At 68.2% G+C, this 15,693-nt stretch carries 9 protein-coding genes; 7 read left to right on the forward strand and 2 right to left on the reverse strand.

What is annotated here, in order from left to right; genetic code table 11:
• Positions 1 to 51: 51 nt before the first annotated feature.
• From AC5Y7V_RS15365 to AC5Y7V_RS15380, 4 genes are read left to right on the forward strand one after another with little or no spacing between them, the layout of a single operon-like run.
• Positions 52 to 1,521 carry a WS/DGAT/MGAT family O-acyltransferase gene (locus AC5Y7V_RS15365; RefSeq protein ID WP_499880884.1) on the forward strand — a complete coding sequence of 490 codons (1,470 nt, stop codon included), beginning with the start codon at positions 52 to 54 and terminating at the stop codon, positions 1,519 to 1,521.
• Positions 1,518 to 3,296, forward strand: coding sequence for an HAD-IB family hydrolase (locus tag AC5Y7V_RS15370; RefSeq protein WP_499880885.1), 1,779 nt, complete (start codon positions 1,518 to 1,520; stop codon positions 3,294 to 3,296). The genes AC5Y7V_RS15365 and AC5Y7V_RS15370 overlap by 4 nt, the downstream gene beginning before the upstream one ends.
• Positions 3,293 to 5,662 carry a glycerol-3-phosphate 1-O-acyltransferase gene (locus AC5Y7V_RS15375; protein ID WP_499880886.1) on the forward strand — a complete coding sequence of 790 codons (2,370 nt, stop codon included), beginning with the start codon at positions 3,293 to 3,295 and terminating at the stop codon, positions 5,660 to 5,662. Before AC5Y7V_RS15370 ends, AC5Y7V_RS15375 begins: the two co-directional genes overlap by 4 nt.
• Positions 5,663 to 5,689: 27 nt before the next feature.
• Positions 5,690 to 7,723: a bifunctional copper resistance protein CopD/cytochrome c oxidase assembly protein gene (locus AC5Y7V_RS15380; protein ID WP_499880887.1), complete on the forward strand. Its 2,034-nt coding sequence runs from the start codon at positions 5,690 to 5,692 to the stop codon at positions 7,721 to 7,723.
• 54 nt (positions 7,724 to 7,777) lie between these two features.
• Here AC5Y7V_RS15380 and AC5Y7V_RS15385 read toward each other — a convergent pair whose 3' ends face one another.
• Positions 7,778 to 8,035, reverse strand: coding sequence for a Txe/YoeB family addiction module toxin (locus tag AC5Y7V_RS15385; protein WP_499880888.1), 258 nt, complete (start codon positions 8,033 to 8,035; stop codon positions 7,778 to 7,780).
• Complete coding sequence (locus tag AC5Y7V_RS15390; RefSeq protein ID WP_066928374.1) at positions 8,032 to 8,277, reverse strand: type II toxin-antitoxin system Phd/YefM family antitoxin; 246 nt, start codon at positions 8,275 to 8,277, stop codon at positions 8,032 to 8,034. The genes AC5Y7V_RS15385 and AC5Y7V_RS15390 overlap by 4 nt, the downstream gene beginning before the upstream one ends.
• 198 nt (positions 8,278 to 8,475) lie before the next feature.
• Here AC5Y7V_RS15390 and AC5Y7V_RS15395 point away from each other — a divergent pair, with 198 nt between their 5' ends.
• From AC5Y7V_RS15395 to AC5Y7V_RS15405, 3 genes are all read left to right on the forward strand, one after another.
• Positions 8,476 to 8,955, forward strand: a complete 480-nt coding sequence (locus tag AC5Y7V_RS15395; RefSeq protein WP_499880889.1) for a single-stranded DNA-binding protein — start codon at positions 8,476 to 8,478, stop codon at positions 8,953 to 8,955.
• An 80-nt stretch (positions 8,956 to 9,035) separates the two neighbouring features.
• Positions 9,036 to 10,712 (forward strand): energy-dependent translational throttle protein EttA, encoded by a 1,677-nt coding sequence (gene ettA, locus AC5Y7V_RS15400; RefSeq protein WP_499880890.1) that lies wholly within the window; start codon positions 9,036 to 9,038, stop codon positions 10,710 to 10,712.
• Between the two features lie 76 nt (positions 10,713 to 10,788).
• Positions 10,789 to 15,666, forward strand: coding sequence for an NAD-glutamate dehydrogenase (locus AC5Y7V_RS15405; protein ID WP_499880891.1), 4,878 nt, complete (start codon positions 10,789 to 10,791; stop codon positions 15,664 to 15,666).
• The last annotated feature ends 27 nt before the right edge of the window (positions 15,667 to 15,693 follow it).

Below are 15,693 nucleotides of genomic sequence, written 5' to 3' on the forward strand. Positions count from 1 at the left end.
GGCAGGAGGCTTGGTCAGCGGTGACAACGTTGGCGCGTCGAGTTCACGATCATGGCTGAGGCGGTCGAGGCCGTCCATTTGTCCGACGAGCTCGGACCGGTCGACTATCTGATGCATCGGGGTGAGGCCAACCCCCGGACCCGGTCCGGAATCATGGCGCTCGAACTCCTCGACACCACACCGGACTGGGATCTGTTCCGAAGCCGATTCGAAAACGCCTCCCGGCGGGTGCGCCGGCTGCGGCAGAAGGTCGTCGTGCCGACGTTGCCGACGGCGTCACCGCGCTGGGTGGTCGATCCCGACTTCAACCTCGACTTCCACGTGCGGCGGGTGCGGGTGTCGGGGTCCGGCACGCTGCGTGAGGTGTTCGACCTGGCCGAGGTGATCCTGCAGTCGCCGATGGACATCTCGCGGCCGCTGTGGACCGCCACCCTGGTGGAGGGACTGGCCGACGGCAGGGCCGCGACGCTGCTGCATGTCAGCCACGCGGTCACCGACGGTGTCGGTGGCGTCGAGATGTTCGCCGAGATCTACGACCTCGAGCGCCAGCCGCCGCCCAGGCCGACGCCGCCGCAACCCGTCCCGCAGGACCTGACACCCAACGACCTGATGCGCCAAGGCATCAACCGCCTGCCCATCGCCATCGTCAACGGCGTGGTGGGCGCCGTGTCCGGGGCGGTGTCGGCGGCCGGCAAGGCGGTGCTCGACCCCGTGTCCACCGTCGGCGGAGTGGTCGAATACGCCGTGTCGGGCATGCGGGTGATGAACCGCGCCGCCGAGCCGTCGCCGCTGCTGCGCCGGCGCAGCCTCGCCACCCGCACCGAAGCGATCGACATCCCGCTTTCCGACCTGCACCGGGCCGCGAAAGCCGGTGGGGGATCGATCAACGACGCCTACCTCGCCGGCCTGTCCGGCGCGCTGCGCCGCTACCACGTGGCCCTCGGTGTGCCCATCAGCACGCTGCCGATGGCGGTACCGGTGAGCCTGCGCGCCGACGCGGACACGGCCGGCGGCAACCGCTTCACCGGCGTCAACCTCGCGGCGCCGCTGGGCACCGCCGATCCGGTCGCCCGGATGAAGAAGATCCGCGCCCAGATGACGCAGCGCCGCGACGAGCCCGCGATGAACATCATCGGTTCCATCGCCCCGGTGCTGAGCGTGTTGCCCACGCCGGTGCTGGAGGGGATCACCGGCTCGGTGATCGGCTCCGACGTGCAGGCCAGCAATGTCCCGGTGTATCCGGGCGACACGTACATCGCCGGCGCAAAGGTGTTGCGGCAGTACGGCATCGGCCCGCTGCCCGGTGTGGCGATGATGGTGGTGCTGATCTCGCGGGGTGGGTGGTGCACGATCACCGTGCGCTACGACCGGGCCTCGGTGCGAAACGAGCCGCTGTTCGCCCAGTGCCTGCTGCAAGGCTTCGACGAGATCCTGGCGCTGGCCGGTGACTCGGCACCGCGCGCGGTGCCCGCCTCCTTCACCGAACCGGCAGTCTCCGCGCGATCGGCGGCGGGCTCATGAGCCCCGCCCGGGAGCAGGCCGAAAACCCTGGCGCACAACAGAAGCCGTCGGGCGACATGCGGCTGCCCGGCTCGGTCGCCGAGATCATGGCCAGTCCCGCCGGACCGAAGATCGGCGCGTTCTTCGACCTGGACGGGACGCTGGTCGCCGGGTTCACCGCCGTCATCCTTACCCAGGAGCGGCTGCTGCGCCGCGACATGGGTGTGGGCGAGCTGCTCAGCATGGTTCAGGCCGGCCTGAGCCACACCCTGGGACGCATCGAGTTCGAAGACCTCATCGGCAAGGCCGCGGCGGCGCTGGCCGGGCGACTGCTGGACGACCTGGAGGAGATCGGCGAGCGGCTCTTCGTGCAACGGATCGAGTCGCGGATCTACCCCGAGATGCGCGAGCTGGTGCGGGCACACGTGGCCCGCGGCCACACCGTGGTGCTGAGCTCGTCGGCGCTGACCATTCAGGTCAACCCGGTGGCCCGCTTCCTCGGGATCTCCAACATGCTCACCAACAAGTTCGAGACCAACGAGGACGGCATACTCACCGGCGGTGTGCAGAAGCCGATCCTGTGGGGACCGGGCAAAGCCGCTGCCGTGCAACGGTTTGCCGCCGAGCACGGCATCGACCTAAAGGACAGCTACTTCTACGCCGACGGTGACGAGGACGTCGCCCTGATGTACCTGGTCGGCAATCCGAGGCCGACCAACCCCGAGGGGAAGATGGCCGCGGTGGCCAAGCGCCGCGGCTGGCCGATCCTGAAATTCGACAGCCGGGGCCGGCTGGGCCTGCGGCGGCAGATACGGACGTTCGCCGGCTTCGGCTCGATGTTCCCGGTCGCCGCGGGCGCGGTGGGCATCGGCGTGCTGACCCGCAGCCGGCGCCGCGGGGTGAACTTCTTCACCTCCACCTTCTCCCAGTTGTCGCTGGCGATCGCCGGGGTGCAGCTCAACGTCATCGGCGAGGAGAACCTCACCGCGCAGCGGCCGGCGGTGTTTATCTTCAACCACCGCAACCAGGTTGACCCGGTGATCGCCGGCGCGCTGGTGCGCGACAATTGGGTCGGCGTCGGCAAAAAGGAGCTACAAAAAGACCCCATCATGGGCACGCTCGGCAAGTTGGTGGACACCGTGTTCATCGACCGGGACGATCCGGTCGCCGCGGTCGAGACGATGCACACGGTCGAAGACCGGGCCCGCAACGGGCTTTCGATCGTGATCGCGCCGGAGGGCACCCGGGTGGACACCACCGAAGTGGGGCCGTTCAAGAAGGGCCCGTTCCGCATCGCGATGGCGGTGGGAATCCCGATCGTCCCGATCGTGGTCCGCAACGCCGAGATCGTCGCAGCCAGAAACTCCACCGTCATCAACCCCGGCACGGTCGACGTCGCGGTGTTCCCGCCGATCCCCGTGGACGACTGGACCGTTGAGACGCTGCCCGAACGCATCGCCGAGGTGCGTCAGCTCTATCTGGACACGCTGGCCAATTGGCCCGCTGAAGGGCTGGACGAACTGCCGCGGGTCGGTCCGTACGCCGTGAAGAAAGCGGCGAAAAAGGCTAAGGCGACCGCCAAGACGACTACCAAGAAGGCGGCCCCCAAGAAGGCGGCGGCCAAGGCGCCCGCGAAGAAGGCCCCCGCGAAGAAGGCAGCGCCCAAGGCGAAGCCGCCGAAGGCGAACCCGAACGAGTCCGAGGTGGCCCTCAAAGATGGTGAGGCGCAACGGCCCAGCGGGCAGGGAACCGTCAGTGGGGAGTCGCCCGGTGCGGCGCCCAGAGGGCGCCAGTGACCAAGCCGGCCGCGGATATCAGCGCAGTCCTCGCCGCACAAGACTCGCTGATATTGGCGTCCATGGCCTCCCCGGTCGAGCGGGAGCTGGTCATGGCGTGGGTGGGTCAGCAGCGTGCTTCCAACCCCGACGCGACGTTCGAGGTGTTGGCGCTGCCCGAAGACAATGCGCCGCCCACGGCGCTACCCGAGCTGGTTAAGCGTCTCGAGTCCGAATCGAACGACGACCGCTCGGTCGTGCCCGTGCGGGTGTTCTGGCTGCCGCCCGCCAATCGCGGCCGGATCGCCAAGCTCGCCGGGCTCCTTCCCGGCCAGGATCCCTATCACCCCAACCCGCGTCAGCAACGGCAGATCATCCGGACCGACCCGCACCGCGCGCGGGTGGTGGCCGGTGAGCCGGCCAAGGTCTCCGAATTGCGCCAGCAGTGGCGCGACACCACCGTCGGCGACCACGGACACGACTTCGCGCACTTCGTCACCCGCCGCGCCATTTTGGCGATGGAACGCGCCGAGTACCGGATCCTGGGCCCGCAATACAAGTCGCCGCGGCTGGTCAAGCCAGAGATCTTGGCCTCCACGCGTTTTCGCGCCGGCCTGAAAAGGATCCCCGGCGCCACCGTCGAGGAAGCCGGCAAGATGCTCGACGAGCTGTCCACCGGGTGGAGCCGGGTGTCCGTCGACCTGGTCGGGGTCCTGGGCAGGGCGCTCAGCCGCGGATTCGACCCGGAGATCGACTACGACGAGTATCAGGTGGCGGCCATGCGCGCCGCGCTGGAAACCCATCCCGCCGTGCTGCTGTTTTCGCACCGCTCCTACATCGACGGCGCGGTGGTGCCGGTGGCCATGCAGGAGAACCGGCTGCCGCCGGTGCACGTGTTCGCGGGCATCAACCTGTCCTTCGGGGTGATGGGTCCGCTGCTGCGCCGCGCCGGCACGATCTTCATCCGCCGCAACATCGGCGACGACCCGCTCTACAAGTACGTCCTGCGCGAATACGTCGGCTACATCGTCGAGAAGCGGTTCAACCTGAGCTGGTCGATCGAAGGGACCCGCTCACGCACCGGAAAGATGTTGCCGCCCAAGCTGGGTCTGCTCTCGTACGTGGCCGACGCGTACCTGGACGCCCGCAGCGAAGACATCTTGTTGCAGCCGGTGTCGATCGGCTTCGACCAGCTGCACGAAACCGCCGAGTACGCCGCCTACGCCCGGGGCGGCGAGAAGACGCCGGAGGGCGTCGTCTGGCTCTACAACTTCATCAAGGCGCAGGGCGAACGCAACTACGGCAAGATCTACGTGCGCTTCCCCGAAGCGGTCTCGATGCGGCAGTACCTCGGCGCGCCGCACGGGGCACGCGCCCTGGATGAGGACGCCAAACGGCTTGCGCTGCATAAGATGTCGTTTGAGGTTGCGTGGCGGATCCTGCAGGCGACGCCGGTGACGGCGACGGGTTTGGTGTGCGCGTTGCTGCTGACCACCCGGGGCGCGGCGTTGACGCTCGGCCAGCTGCACCACACCCTGCAGGACTCGCTGGACTATTTGGAGCGCAGGCAAATACCGATGTCGACGAGCGCCTTGCGGCTGCGCCGGCGCGACGGCGTACTCGCCGCGGTCGACACGTTGTCCAACGGGCACCCGATCACCCGCATCGACGGCGGCCGGGAGCCGGTGTGGCGCATCGCGCCCGATCAGCAACACGCCGCGGCGTTCTACCGAAACTCGTTGATACACGCCTTTTTGGAGACCTCGATCGTCGAGCTCGCGTTGGCGCACGCCAGGCGCGTCACAGATCCGCAGGGCGACCGCGTCGCGGCGTTCTGGGCGCAGGCGATGCGATTGCGGGATCTGCTGAAGTTCGATTTCTATTTCGCCGACTCGGCGGCGTTCCGCGACCACATCGCCGAGGAGATGGCGTGGAACGACGACTGGGAAGCGCACGTCAGGGCTGGCGGCGACGAGATCCACGCGATGCTGTTCGCCAAGCGTCCGTTGATGGCCGACGCCATGTTGCGGGTGTTCTTCGAGGCGTACGAGATCGTCGCCGACGTGTTGCGCGACGCGCCGGCCGACGTCGGGCCCAAGGAGCTGACCGAGTCGGCGCTCGGGGTGGGCCGGCAATACGTGGCGCAGACCAGGGTCCGCAGCAGCGAATCGGTGTCGACGCTGCTGTTCGCCACCGCGTACCAGGTCGTCGTCGACCAGGATCTGATCGCGCCCGCGACCGACCTCGCCGAACGGCGGACCGCTTTTCGGCAGGAGTTGCGCGACATCCTCGAGGATTCCGACTACGCCGGCCGGATCGCGCGCGAGCAGTTCGTCGCCCGCGAAGTCAAGGCCCGCCGGGAGCGGCTGGAGAGCCAAGCTCAGTAGCCCGCACGCGCCCAATACCCTGGTTGCATGACCGTTGACCGGCTGGCGGCCACCCGCGGGGCGCGGGTGTGGCCGCCGCTGATCGGCGTCGCAGTACTTGCGGGCTGCACGGCCGCGGGGATCGGGGCGCTCTCGTTGGCGGGCGCGCTGAGCGCGACCGGATTGCCCGATCCGGGCCCGGTCACCACGCTGGGGCTGCCGTTCGTCCGCGCGGCGGGGGAGATCGCCGCGGTGCTGGCCGTCGGGTCCTTCCTGTTCGCGGCGTTCCTGATGCCGCCGCAAAAGAGCGGCGTCCTGGATGCCGGCGGATACCGCGCGCTTCGCCTCGGGACGGTCGCATCGGGGGTTTGGGCGGTGTGCGCGGCCCTGCTCGTCCCGCTGACCATCTCGGATGTGTCCGGTCACCGCGTGGCCGACCTCGACCCCGGCACGATCTGGTCGTTGGCCGGGTTGATCAACACCGCCTCGGCGTGGCGCTGGACGGCGATCCTGGCCGCGGTGATCACGCTGGCGAGCCTGTCGGTGCTGCGCTGGTCGTGGACGCCGCTGCTGCTGGCCGGATCGTTGATGACGCTGATCCCGCTCGGGCTGACCGGTCATTCGTCGGCCGGCGGTTCGCACGACCTGGCCACCAACAGCCTGCTGATCCACCTCGTCGCCGCCAGCGTGTGGGCCGGTGGACTGCTCGCCCTGCTCGCCCACGGGCTGCGCGACGGTGACCACATCGGGCTGGCGGCGCGGCGTTTCTCGACGGTCGCGCTGTGGTGCTGGGTGGCGATGGCGCTCAGCGGATTGGTCAACGCCCTGGTGCGGGTGCTGCCGTCCGACCTGTTGACCACCGGGTACGGCCGGCTGATCGTCGCCAAGTTCGTCGCGCTGTGCGTGCTGGGCTTCCTCGGCTGGCGCCAGCGGCGCTCGGGAGTGGCTGCGCTGCAAGGTGATCCGGGCCCGCCGCGGGCGCGCAGACTGCTGATCAGGCTCGCGCTGATCGAGGCCGCGGTGTTCGGCGTGACCTTCGGCATCGCCGTCGGGCTGGGCCGCACCGCGCCGCCACCGCCGCCGGCCCGGCTGCCCACCATTCCCGAGGCCGAGATCGGTTACGACTTCGACGGGCCGCCGACCGCGGTGCGCATCCTGTTCGACTGGCGCTTCGACCTCATCTTCGGCACCGCGGCGATCGTCTTCGCCGCGCTGTACGTGGCGGCGGTGCTGCGGCTGCGCCGGCGTGGCGATCGCTGGCCGCCGGGGCGGATCGTGTCCTGGCTACTGGGCTGCCTGGCGTTGCTGTTCGTGACCTCGTCGGGCGTCGGTCGCTACATGCCGGCGATGTTCAGCATGCACATGGTCGCGCACATGGGCCTGTCGATGCTGGTCCCGATCCTGCTGGTGCTGGGCGCCCCGGTCACCCTGGCGTTGCGGGCGCTGCCCGCCGCCGGCCGCGACGCCCCGCCCGGCCCGCGGGAGTGGCTGCTGGCCGCGCTGCACAGCCACGTGTCGCGGTTCCTCACCAATCCCGTGGTCGCGACCGTGCTCTTCGTCGCGGGGTTTTACGGCCTGTATCTGTCGAACCTGTTCGACACCACGGTGAGCAGTCACGCCGGGCATCTGGCGATGAACGTGCACTTCTTGCTCAGCGGCTACCTTTTCTATTGGGTCGTCATCGGGGTGGATCCGACGCCGCGCCCCATTCCGCCGCTGGCGAAGGTCGGCGTGGTGTTCGCCTCGCTGCCGCTGCACGCCTTCTTCGGGGTGGTGCTGATGGGCTGGCGGAAGGTGCTCGGCGCCGATTACTACCGCTCGCTCGGGCTGAGCTGGCACACCGACCTGATGGGCGATCAGCGGTTGGGCGGTGGAATCGCCTGGGCGGCAGGCGAAGTGCCGCTGGTGATCGTGATGATCGCGCTGCTCGTGCAGTGGGCGCGCAGCGACAAGCGCACCGCCCGGCGACTGGACCGGGCGGCCGATCTGGACGACGACGCCGACCTGAACGCCTACAACGCGATGCTGGCCGAACTGGCGCGGCGCGAGACGCCGGGGCGCAGCGGGAGTCCGCGAGCGTAACGCCACGGCGGTATTTGCGGCGAAGTTTCGCCATGGCGATACGGCCGTGACCGACTAGGCGTAGTGATAGCGGACCTGGAGGATCTGAAGGTCATCGCCGACGACCCGGTAGACGAGTCGGTGCTCCAAAGTAATCCGCCGAGACCAAGCGCCAACGAGCCCGTATTTCAACGGCTCCGGCTTACCGATGCCTTCGTGCGGCGACCGGCACACGTCTGCGATGAGCTTGTTGATCCGCTTGAGCACCGCACGGTCGGCGGTCTGCCAATGCTGGTAGTCCTCCCACGCCTGAGGCGAGAAGACGATGTTCACTCGGCGAGTTCAGCCCGGATTCCGTGGCCGCGGTCCAAGGCGTCAGCGGCGTCGAGAAGCCGGCGGGCATTCGCCGGGGACTGGAACAGGTACGCGGTCTCCTGCCACGCTTCCCAGTCCTCGGCAGACATCAGCACCGCACGACCAGCCTTCGATGTGATCTCGACCGGCGTCCGGTCGGCGTTGACCTTCTCGATAAGGGGGAAAAGGTTCTTACGTGCCTCGCTCGCGGTGATCGCCACCAGAGACCTCCTCGCTAGTGGTACAAGATACGGTACCAGTTACGTGGCCGGCTTGCCTCAGCACCGTCCAACGCATTGATCCACAGTCACGGGTTCTTCCACAGGCGCCGCGGGCGGAGTCCGTATTGCCCCGGGCCCGTCGGTAGTGCCGACGTCAATGGTCACCACAGAGAAATGCAACCCAGAAGGGATCAGCCCATGTTTGAAACACAGCTGACGGTCGTCGGCCACATCGTCAACAACCCCGAACGCCGCCAGGTCGGCACCCAGGAGGTCATCAAGTTCCGCGTCGCCAGCAACTCCCGGCGGCGCACGGCCGACGGCGGCTGGGAGCCGGGCAACTCGCTGTTCATCAACGTCAACTGCTGGGGCAAGCTGGTCACCGGCGTGGGCGCCGCGCTGGGCAAGGGTGCGCCGGTGATCGTGGTGGGCCACGTGTACACCAGCGAGTACGAGGACCGCGACGGCAACCGACGCTCGTCGCTCGAGATGCGCGCGACGTCGGTCGGGCCGGACGTGTCCCGCGCGATCGTGCGCATCGAGAAGCCGGGCTACACCGGTCCGACCTCCGAGGCCGCCGCGCCCGCGACGGACGCGGCCGACGCCGCTGGTGAGGACGCCGACGCCGGCGACAGCGTCGAGCCCGCCGAAACGGGGCCGCTGCCGCTGTCGGCTTAGCTGCGGAATCGGCGCCGCGGCGCGGTGCCTAGGATGGTCGGCGAGATCTCTCTCAAAGACCAGAAAGGCAAAACCGCGGCATGGCTGAGTTCATCTACACGATGAAGAAGGTCCGCAAGGCGCACGGCGACAAGGTGATCCTGGACGACGTCACGTTGAGCTTCTTCCCGGGCGCCAAGATCGGTGTCGTCGGACCCAACGGCGCCGGCAAGTCGAGCGTCTTGCGGATCATGGCCGGCCTGGACAAGCCCAATAACGGCGACGCCTTCCTGGCCAATGACGCAACGGTCGGCATCCTGCAACAGGAGCCGCCGCTGAACGAGGAGAAGACGGTCCGCGGCAACGTGGAAGAGGGTCTGGGCGAGATCAAGGTCAAGCTCGACCGCTTCAACGAGGTGGCCGAACTGATGGCCACCGACTACTCCGACGAGCTGATGGAGGAGATGGGCCGGCTCCAGGAGGAGCTGGACCACGCCGATGCGTGGGACCTCGACTCCCAGCTGGAGCAGGCGATGGACGCGCTGCGCTGCCCGCCGCCCGACGAGCCGGTCACCAACCTGTCCGGCGGTGAGCGGCGCCGGGTGGCGCTGTGCAAGCTGCTGCTGTCCAAGCCGGACCTGCTGCTGCTCGACGAGCCGACCAACCACCTCGACGCCGAGAGCGTGCAGTGGCTCGAACAGCACCTGGCCGCCTACCCGGGGGCGATCCTGGCGGTGACCCACGACCGCTACTTCCTGGACAACGTCGCCGAGTGGATCCTCGAGCTCGACCGAGGCCGCGCCTACCCCTACGAGGGCAACTACTCGACCTACCTGGAGAAGAAGGCCGAGCGGATCGCGGTGCAGGGCCGCAAGGACGCCAAGCTGCAGAAGCGGTTGACCGAGGAGCTGGCCTGGGTCCGGTCCGGCGCCAAGGCGCGGCAGGCCAAGAGCAAGGCGCGCCTGCAGCGCTACGAAGAGATGGCCGCCGAGGCGGAGAAGACACGCAAGCTCGACTTCGAGGAGATCCAGATCCCGGTGGGGCCGCGCTTGGGCAACGTCGTCGTCGAGGTCGACCACCTCGACAAGGGCTACGACGGGCGCACCCTCATCAAGGACCTGTCGTTCACGCTGCCCCGCAACGGCATCGTCGGGGTCATCGGCCCCAACGGGGTCGGCAAGACCACGCTGTTCAAGACCATCGTCGGCCTCGAGCAGCCGGACAGCGGCACCGTAAAGGTCGGCGAGACCGTCAAGCTCAGCTACGTCGACCAGAGCCGCGCCGGCATCGACCCCAAGAAGACGGTGTGGGAAGTGGTCTCGGACGGGCTGGACCACATCGTCGTCGGCCAGAACGAGATCCCGTCGCGGGCCTACGTGTCGGCGTTCGGTTTCAAGGGGCCGGACCAGCAGAAGCCGGCGGGCGTGCTGTCCGGCGGCGAGCGCAACCGGCTGAACCTGGCGCTCACGTTGAAGGAGGGCGGCAACCTCATCCTGCTGGACGAGCCGACCAACGACCTCGACGTCGAAACCCTGGGCTCGCTGGAGAACGCGCTGGAGAAATTCCCCGGCTGCGCCGTGGTGATCAGCCACGACCGCTGGTTCCTCGACCGCACGTGCACGCACATCCTGGCGTGGGAGGGCGACGAGGACAACGAGGCCAAGTGGTTCTGGTTCGAGGGCAACTTCGGCGCGTACGAGGAAAACAAGGTGGAACGCCTCGGCGCGGAGGCCGCCAGGCCACACCGAGTGACCCACCGCAAGCTCACGCGCGACTAATGTCAGGGCTGCCCCGCCTGAGTGGTGGGGCGATCGGGCGCAGAGTGGCATCCGTCGCGAGTTGGGAGCAATCGGCATGACGATCGATCCCGGTGCTAGGCAGGATCTCAAGCCGTGGACCACGTTCTCCACGAGTGACGACATTCCCGACTGGATCGCCAACGCCTACATCGAGAGCTATCGCGGGCCACGTGGTGACGAACCGGGTGCCTTAGACGCAGGTGTGCCCGGTCCCGTCAACCCTGCCGCCATGGTGACCCCCGCCATGCTGCGCGCCCACTATCGCCTTGCCGAGTGCCGCGCCGAACGCGGGAGCTGCGTCTGTGTGCACGGGGCGGACGACCCCGAGGGATTCGGGCCCGCCCTGCAGGTCGTCACCGATCACGGCAGCATGCTGCTGGACTCGGTCACCGTGCTGCTGCACCGGCTCGGCGTTGCCTACGCCGGCATCATGACCCCGGTCTTCGACGTGCACCGCAGCGCTACGGGTGACCTGATCAGCGTGGAACCCAAAGCCCCCGGCGCGTCGCAATACGACGGCGAGGCGTGGATCTACGTCCCGCTGTCGCCGTCCGTCGACAGCAAGGTCCTCGCCGAGGTCGACCGCCTGCTGCCCAAAGTGCTGAGCGACGTCGAGCAGGTCGCGACGGACGCGTCGACCATGATCGACACCCTGAGTGAACTGGCCGAGGCCGTCCAAACCAACTCGCACGAGCAATATTCGGCGCCGGACCGCGAGGATGTCGCCCAGCTGCTGCGCTGGCTGGGCAACGGAAACTTCCTGCTGCTCGGTTATCAGCGTGCCCGCGCGCACGACAACGTCGTTTCAGGTGACGGCGCCACCGGCCTCGGGGTGCTGCGCACGCGCACCGGTTCGCGCCCGCGATTGACGGACGACGACCACCTGCTGGTCCTGGCCCAGTCCGTGGTCGGCAGCTACCTGCGCTACGGCGCGTATCCGTACGCGATCGCGGTTCGCGAATACGCCGACGACGGCCAGGGCGGTCGAGCCGTCTTCGAGCACCGCTTCGTCGGACTCTTCACCGTCGCCGCCATGAACGCGGACGTCCTGGACATCCCGACGGTCTCGAGCCGGGTCCGGGAGGCGCTCGCGATGGCCGACGGCGACCCGATCCACCCCGGGCAGCTGCTGCTCGACGTCATCCAGACCGTCCCGCGCTCGGAGCTGTTCACGCTCAGCGCCGAACGGCTCCTGACGATGGCCAAAGCGGTGGTGGACCTGGGATCGCAGCGGCGCGCGTTGTTGTTCCTGCGGGCCGACCGCCTGCAGTACTTCGTCTCGTGCCTGGTCTACGTGCCGCGCGACCGCTACACCACCCCGGTTCGGCTGCAGATCGAGGACATCCTGGTCCACGAATTCGGCGGTACGCGACTGGAATTCACCGCGCGGGTCAGCGAATCGCCCTGGGCGCTCATGCATTTCATGGTCCGGCTGCCCGAAAAAGCGACCGCCGTCGACGTCTCGGAAGACAACCGCATCCGGATCCAGGGGATGCTCAGCGAAGCCGCTCGCACCTGGGGGGACCGCCTGATCGCCGCCGCGGCCGACCTCTCCGACGGGCCCGTCTCGCACGCCGACGCCGAGCATTACGCCGCCGCCTTCTCCGAGGTCTACAAACAGGCCGTCACGCCCGACGACGCCATCGCGCACATCGCGATCATCAAAGAGCTGTCCGATGATTCGGTCAAGCTGGTGTTCTCCGAGCGCGGCGAGGACGGCGCGGCCCAGCTCACCTGGTTCGTGGGGGGCCACACCGCCTCGTTGAGCCAACTGCTGCCGATGCTGCAGAGCATGGGCGTCGTCGTGCTCGAGGAGCGGCCGTTCACCGTCACCCGGGAGGACGGGCTGGCGATCTGGATCTACCAGTTCAAGATCCAGCCGCACCCGACGATCCCGGCAGCGCGGACGGCGGCCGAACGGGACGCCACCGCGGAGCGATTCGCCGACGCGGTCACCGCCATCTGGCAGGGACGCGTCGAGATCGACCGGTTCAACGAACTGGTGATGCGCGCGCGGCTGACATGGCAGCAAGTGGTGCTGCTGCGCGCCTACGCGAAATACCTTCGGCAGGCCGGCTTTCCGTACAGCCAGTCCCACATCGAATCGGTGCTGAGCGAGCATCCCTCCACCGTGCGGTCACTCGTCACCCTGTTCGAGGCGCTCTTCGACCCGAGGGCTTCTATTTCCGCGGGGTCGCCGACCAGTCGCGACGCGCAAGCCGCCGCCGCCGCGGTCGCCGCGGACATCGACGCGGTGGTGGGCCTGGACACCGACCGCATCCTGCGCGCGTTCGCGTCGCTGGTGCAGGCCACCCTGCGCACCAACTACTTCGTCACCCGCGAGGGATCCGCCCGCGCCCGTAACGTGTTGGCGCTCAAGCTCGATGCCCAACTGATCGACGAACTTCCGCTGCCGCGGCCCAAATACGAGATCTTCGTGTACTCGCCGCGCGTGGAGGGCGTGCACCTTCGGTTCGGCCCGGTGGCCCGCGGGGGACTGCGCTGGTCCGACCGCCGCGACGACTTCCGCACCGAGATCCTGGGTTTGGTCAAGGCGCAGGCGGTGAAGAACGCCGTCATCGTGCCGGTCGGGGCCAAGGGCGGGTTCGTCCTCAAGCGGCCGCCGCTGCCGACCGGTGACGCCGCCACCGACCGCGACGCCAGCCGCGCCGAGGGCGTCGCCTGCTATCAGCTGTTCATCTCCGGGCTGCTCGACGTCACCGACAACGTCGACCACGCAACGAAAAAGGTCAGCCCGCCACCCGAGGTGATTCGGCGCGACGGCGACGACGCCTACCTGGTGGTGGCCGCGGACAAGGGCACCGCCACGTTCTCCGACATCGCCAACGACGTCGCCAAGTCCTACGGCTTCTGGCTGGGGGACGCGTTCGCGTCCGGCGGCTCGGTGGGCTACGACCACAAGGCGATGGGCATCACCGCCAAGGGCGCCTGGGAGGCGGTCAAACGCCACTTCCGGGAGATGGGGGTCGACACCCAATCCGAGGACTTCACCGTCGTCGGCGTCGGCGACATGAGCGGCGACGTGTTCGGCAACGGCATGCTGCTGAGCCAGCACATCAGGCTGCTCGCCGCCTTCGACCACCGGCACATCTTCTTGGACCCCGACCCCGACCCGGCGGTGTCGTGGCGGGAACGGCAACGGATGTTCGACCTGCCGCGGTCCAGCTGGGACGACTACGACAAGTCGTTGATCAGCGAGGGCGGCGGGGTCTACGACCGCGATCAGAAGGCCATCCCGGTCAGCCCGCAGGTCCGAGAGGCGCTCGGCATCGACGGCTCGGGAGAAGGGGCCGACGAAATGTCCCCGCCCAACCTGATGAAGGCGATCCTGCAGGCGCCCGTCGACCTGTTGTTCAATGGCGGCATCGGCACCTACATCAAGGCCGAATCCGAGTCCGACGCCGACGTCGGCGACCGCGCCAACGACCCGGTGCGGGTGAACGCAAACCAGGTGCGCGCCAAGGTCATTGGTGAGGGCGGCAACCTGGGGGTGACCGCGCTGGGCCGCGTCGAGTTCGATCTGTCGGGCGGGCGGATCAATACCGACGCGATGGACAACTCCGCCGGCGTGGACTGCTCCGACCACGAGGTCAACATCAAGATCCTGATCGACTCGCTGGTCACCGCCGGCAAGGTCCTGGCCGAGGAGCGCAAGGAGCTGCTGGAGTCGATGACCGACGAGGTCGCGCGACTGGTGCTGCTGGACAACGAGGACCAGAACGACCTGATCGGCACCAGCCGCGCCAACGCGGCCAGCCTGCTGCCGGTGCACGCGATGCAAATCAAGTACCTCGAAGAACGCGGCGTCAACCGGGAGCTGGAGGCGCTGCCGTCGGAGAAGGAGATCCACCGGCGCATCGACGTCGGCATCGGGCTCACCTCTCCCGAGCTGTGCACGCTGATGGCCCACGTCAAGCTGGCGCTCAAAGAGGAGATGCTGACCACCGAACTGCCCGAGCAGGACGTCTTCGCGTCCAGGCTGCCGGAGTATTTTCCGACGCCGCTGCGCGAGCGGTTCACCCCGGAGATCCGCACCCACCAGCTGCGCCGGGAGATCGTCACCACCATGCTGATCAACGACCTGGTGGACGCCGCGGGCATCAGCTACGCCTTCCGGATCACCGAAGACGTCGGCGTGGGCCCGATCGACGCGGTGCGCACCTACGTCGCCACCGACGCCATCTTCGGGGTGAGTCATATCTGGCGGCGGATCCGGGCGGCGAACATGCCCGTAGCGCTGTCGGACCGGCTGACGCTGGACACGCGACGGCTGATCGACCGCGCCGGACGCTGGCTGCTCAACTACCGCCCGCAGCCGCTCGCCGTCGGCGCCGAGATCAATCGGTTTGCCGCCAAGGTCAAAGCGTTGACGCCGCGCATGTCGGAGTGGCTGCGCGGTGACGACAAGGCCATCGTGGAAAAGGAAGCCGCGGAATTCGCGTCGCTGGGGGCGCCGAAAGACCTCGCCTACCGGGTCGCGGCCGGCCTGTACCGCTACAGCCTGCTCGACATCATCGACGTCGCCGACATCACCGAGATGGACACCGCCGAAGTGGCGGACACCTATTTCGCCCTGATGGACCGGCTGGGCACCGACAGCCTGTTGACCGCGGTTTCGGAGCTGCCCCGCCACGACCGCTGGCAGTCGTTGGCGCGCTTGGCGATTCGTGACGACATCTACGCGTCGCTGCGCTCGCTGTGCTTCGATGTGCTGGCCGTCGGCGAACCCGACGAAAGCGGCGAAGAGAAGATCAACGAGTGGGAGCACATCAGCGCATCGCGGGTGGAGCGGGCCCGTCGCACGCTGAACGAGATCCAGGAAAGCGGGGCAAAGGATCTCGCGACGCTGTCGGTCGCCGCTCGGCAGATCCGCCGGATGACCCGCACCAGCGGCAGGGGATCCTCGAGTTGAGCGTTGGCTTCGTCGCGCCGGTGCCCG

The organism is Mycobacterium sp. NGS34 (assembly GCF_059812845.1).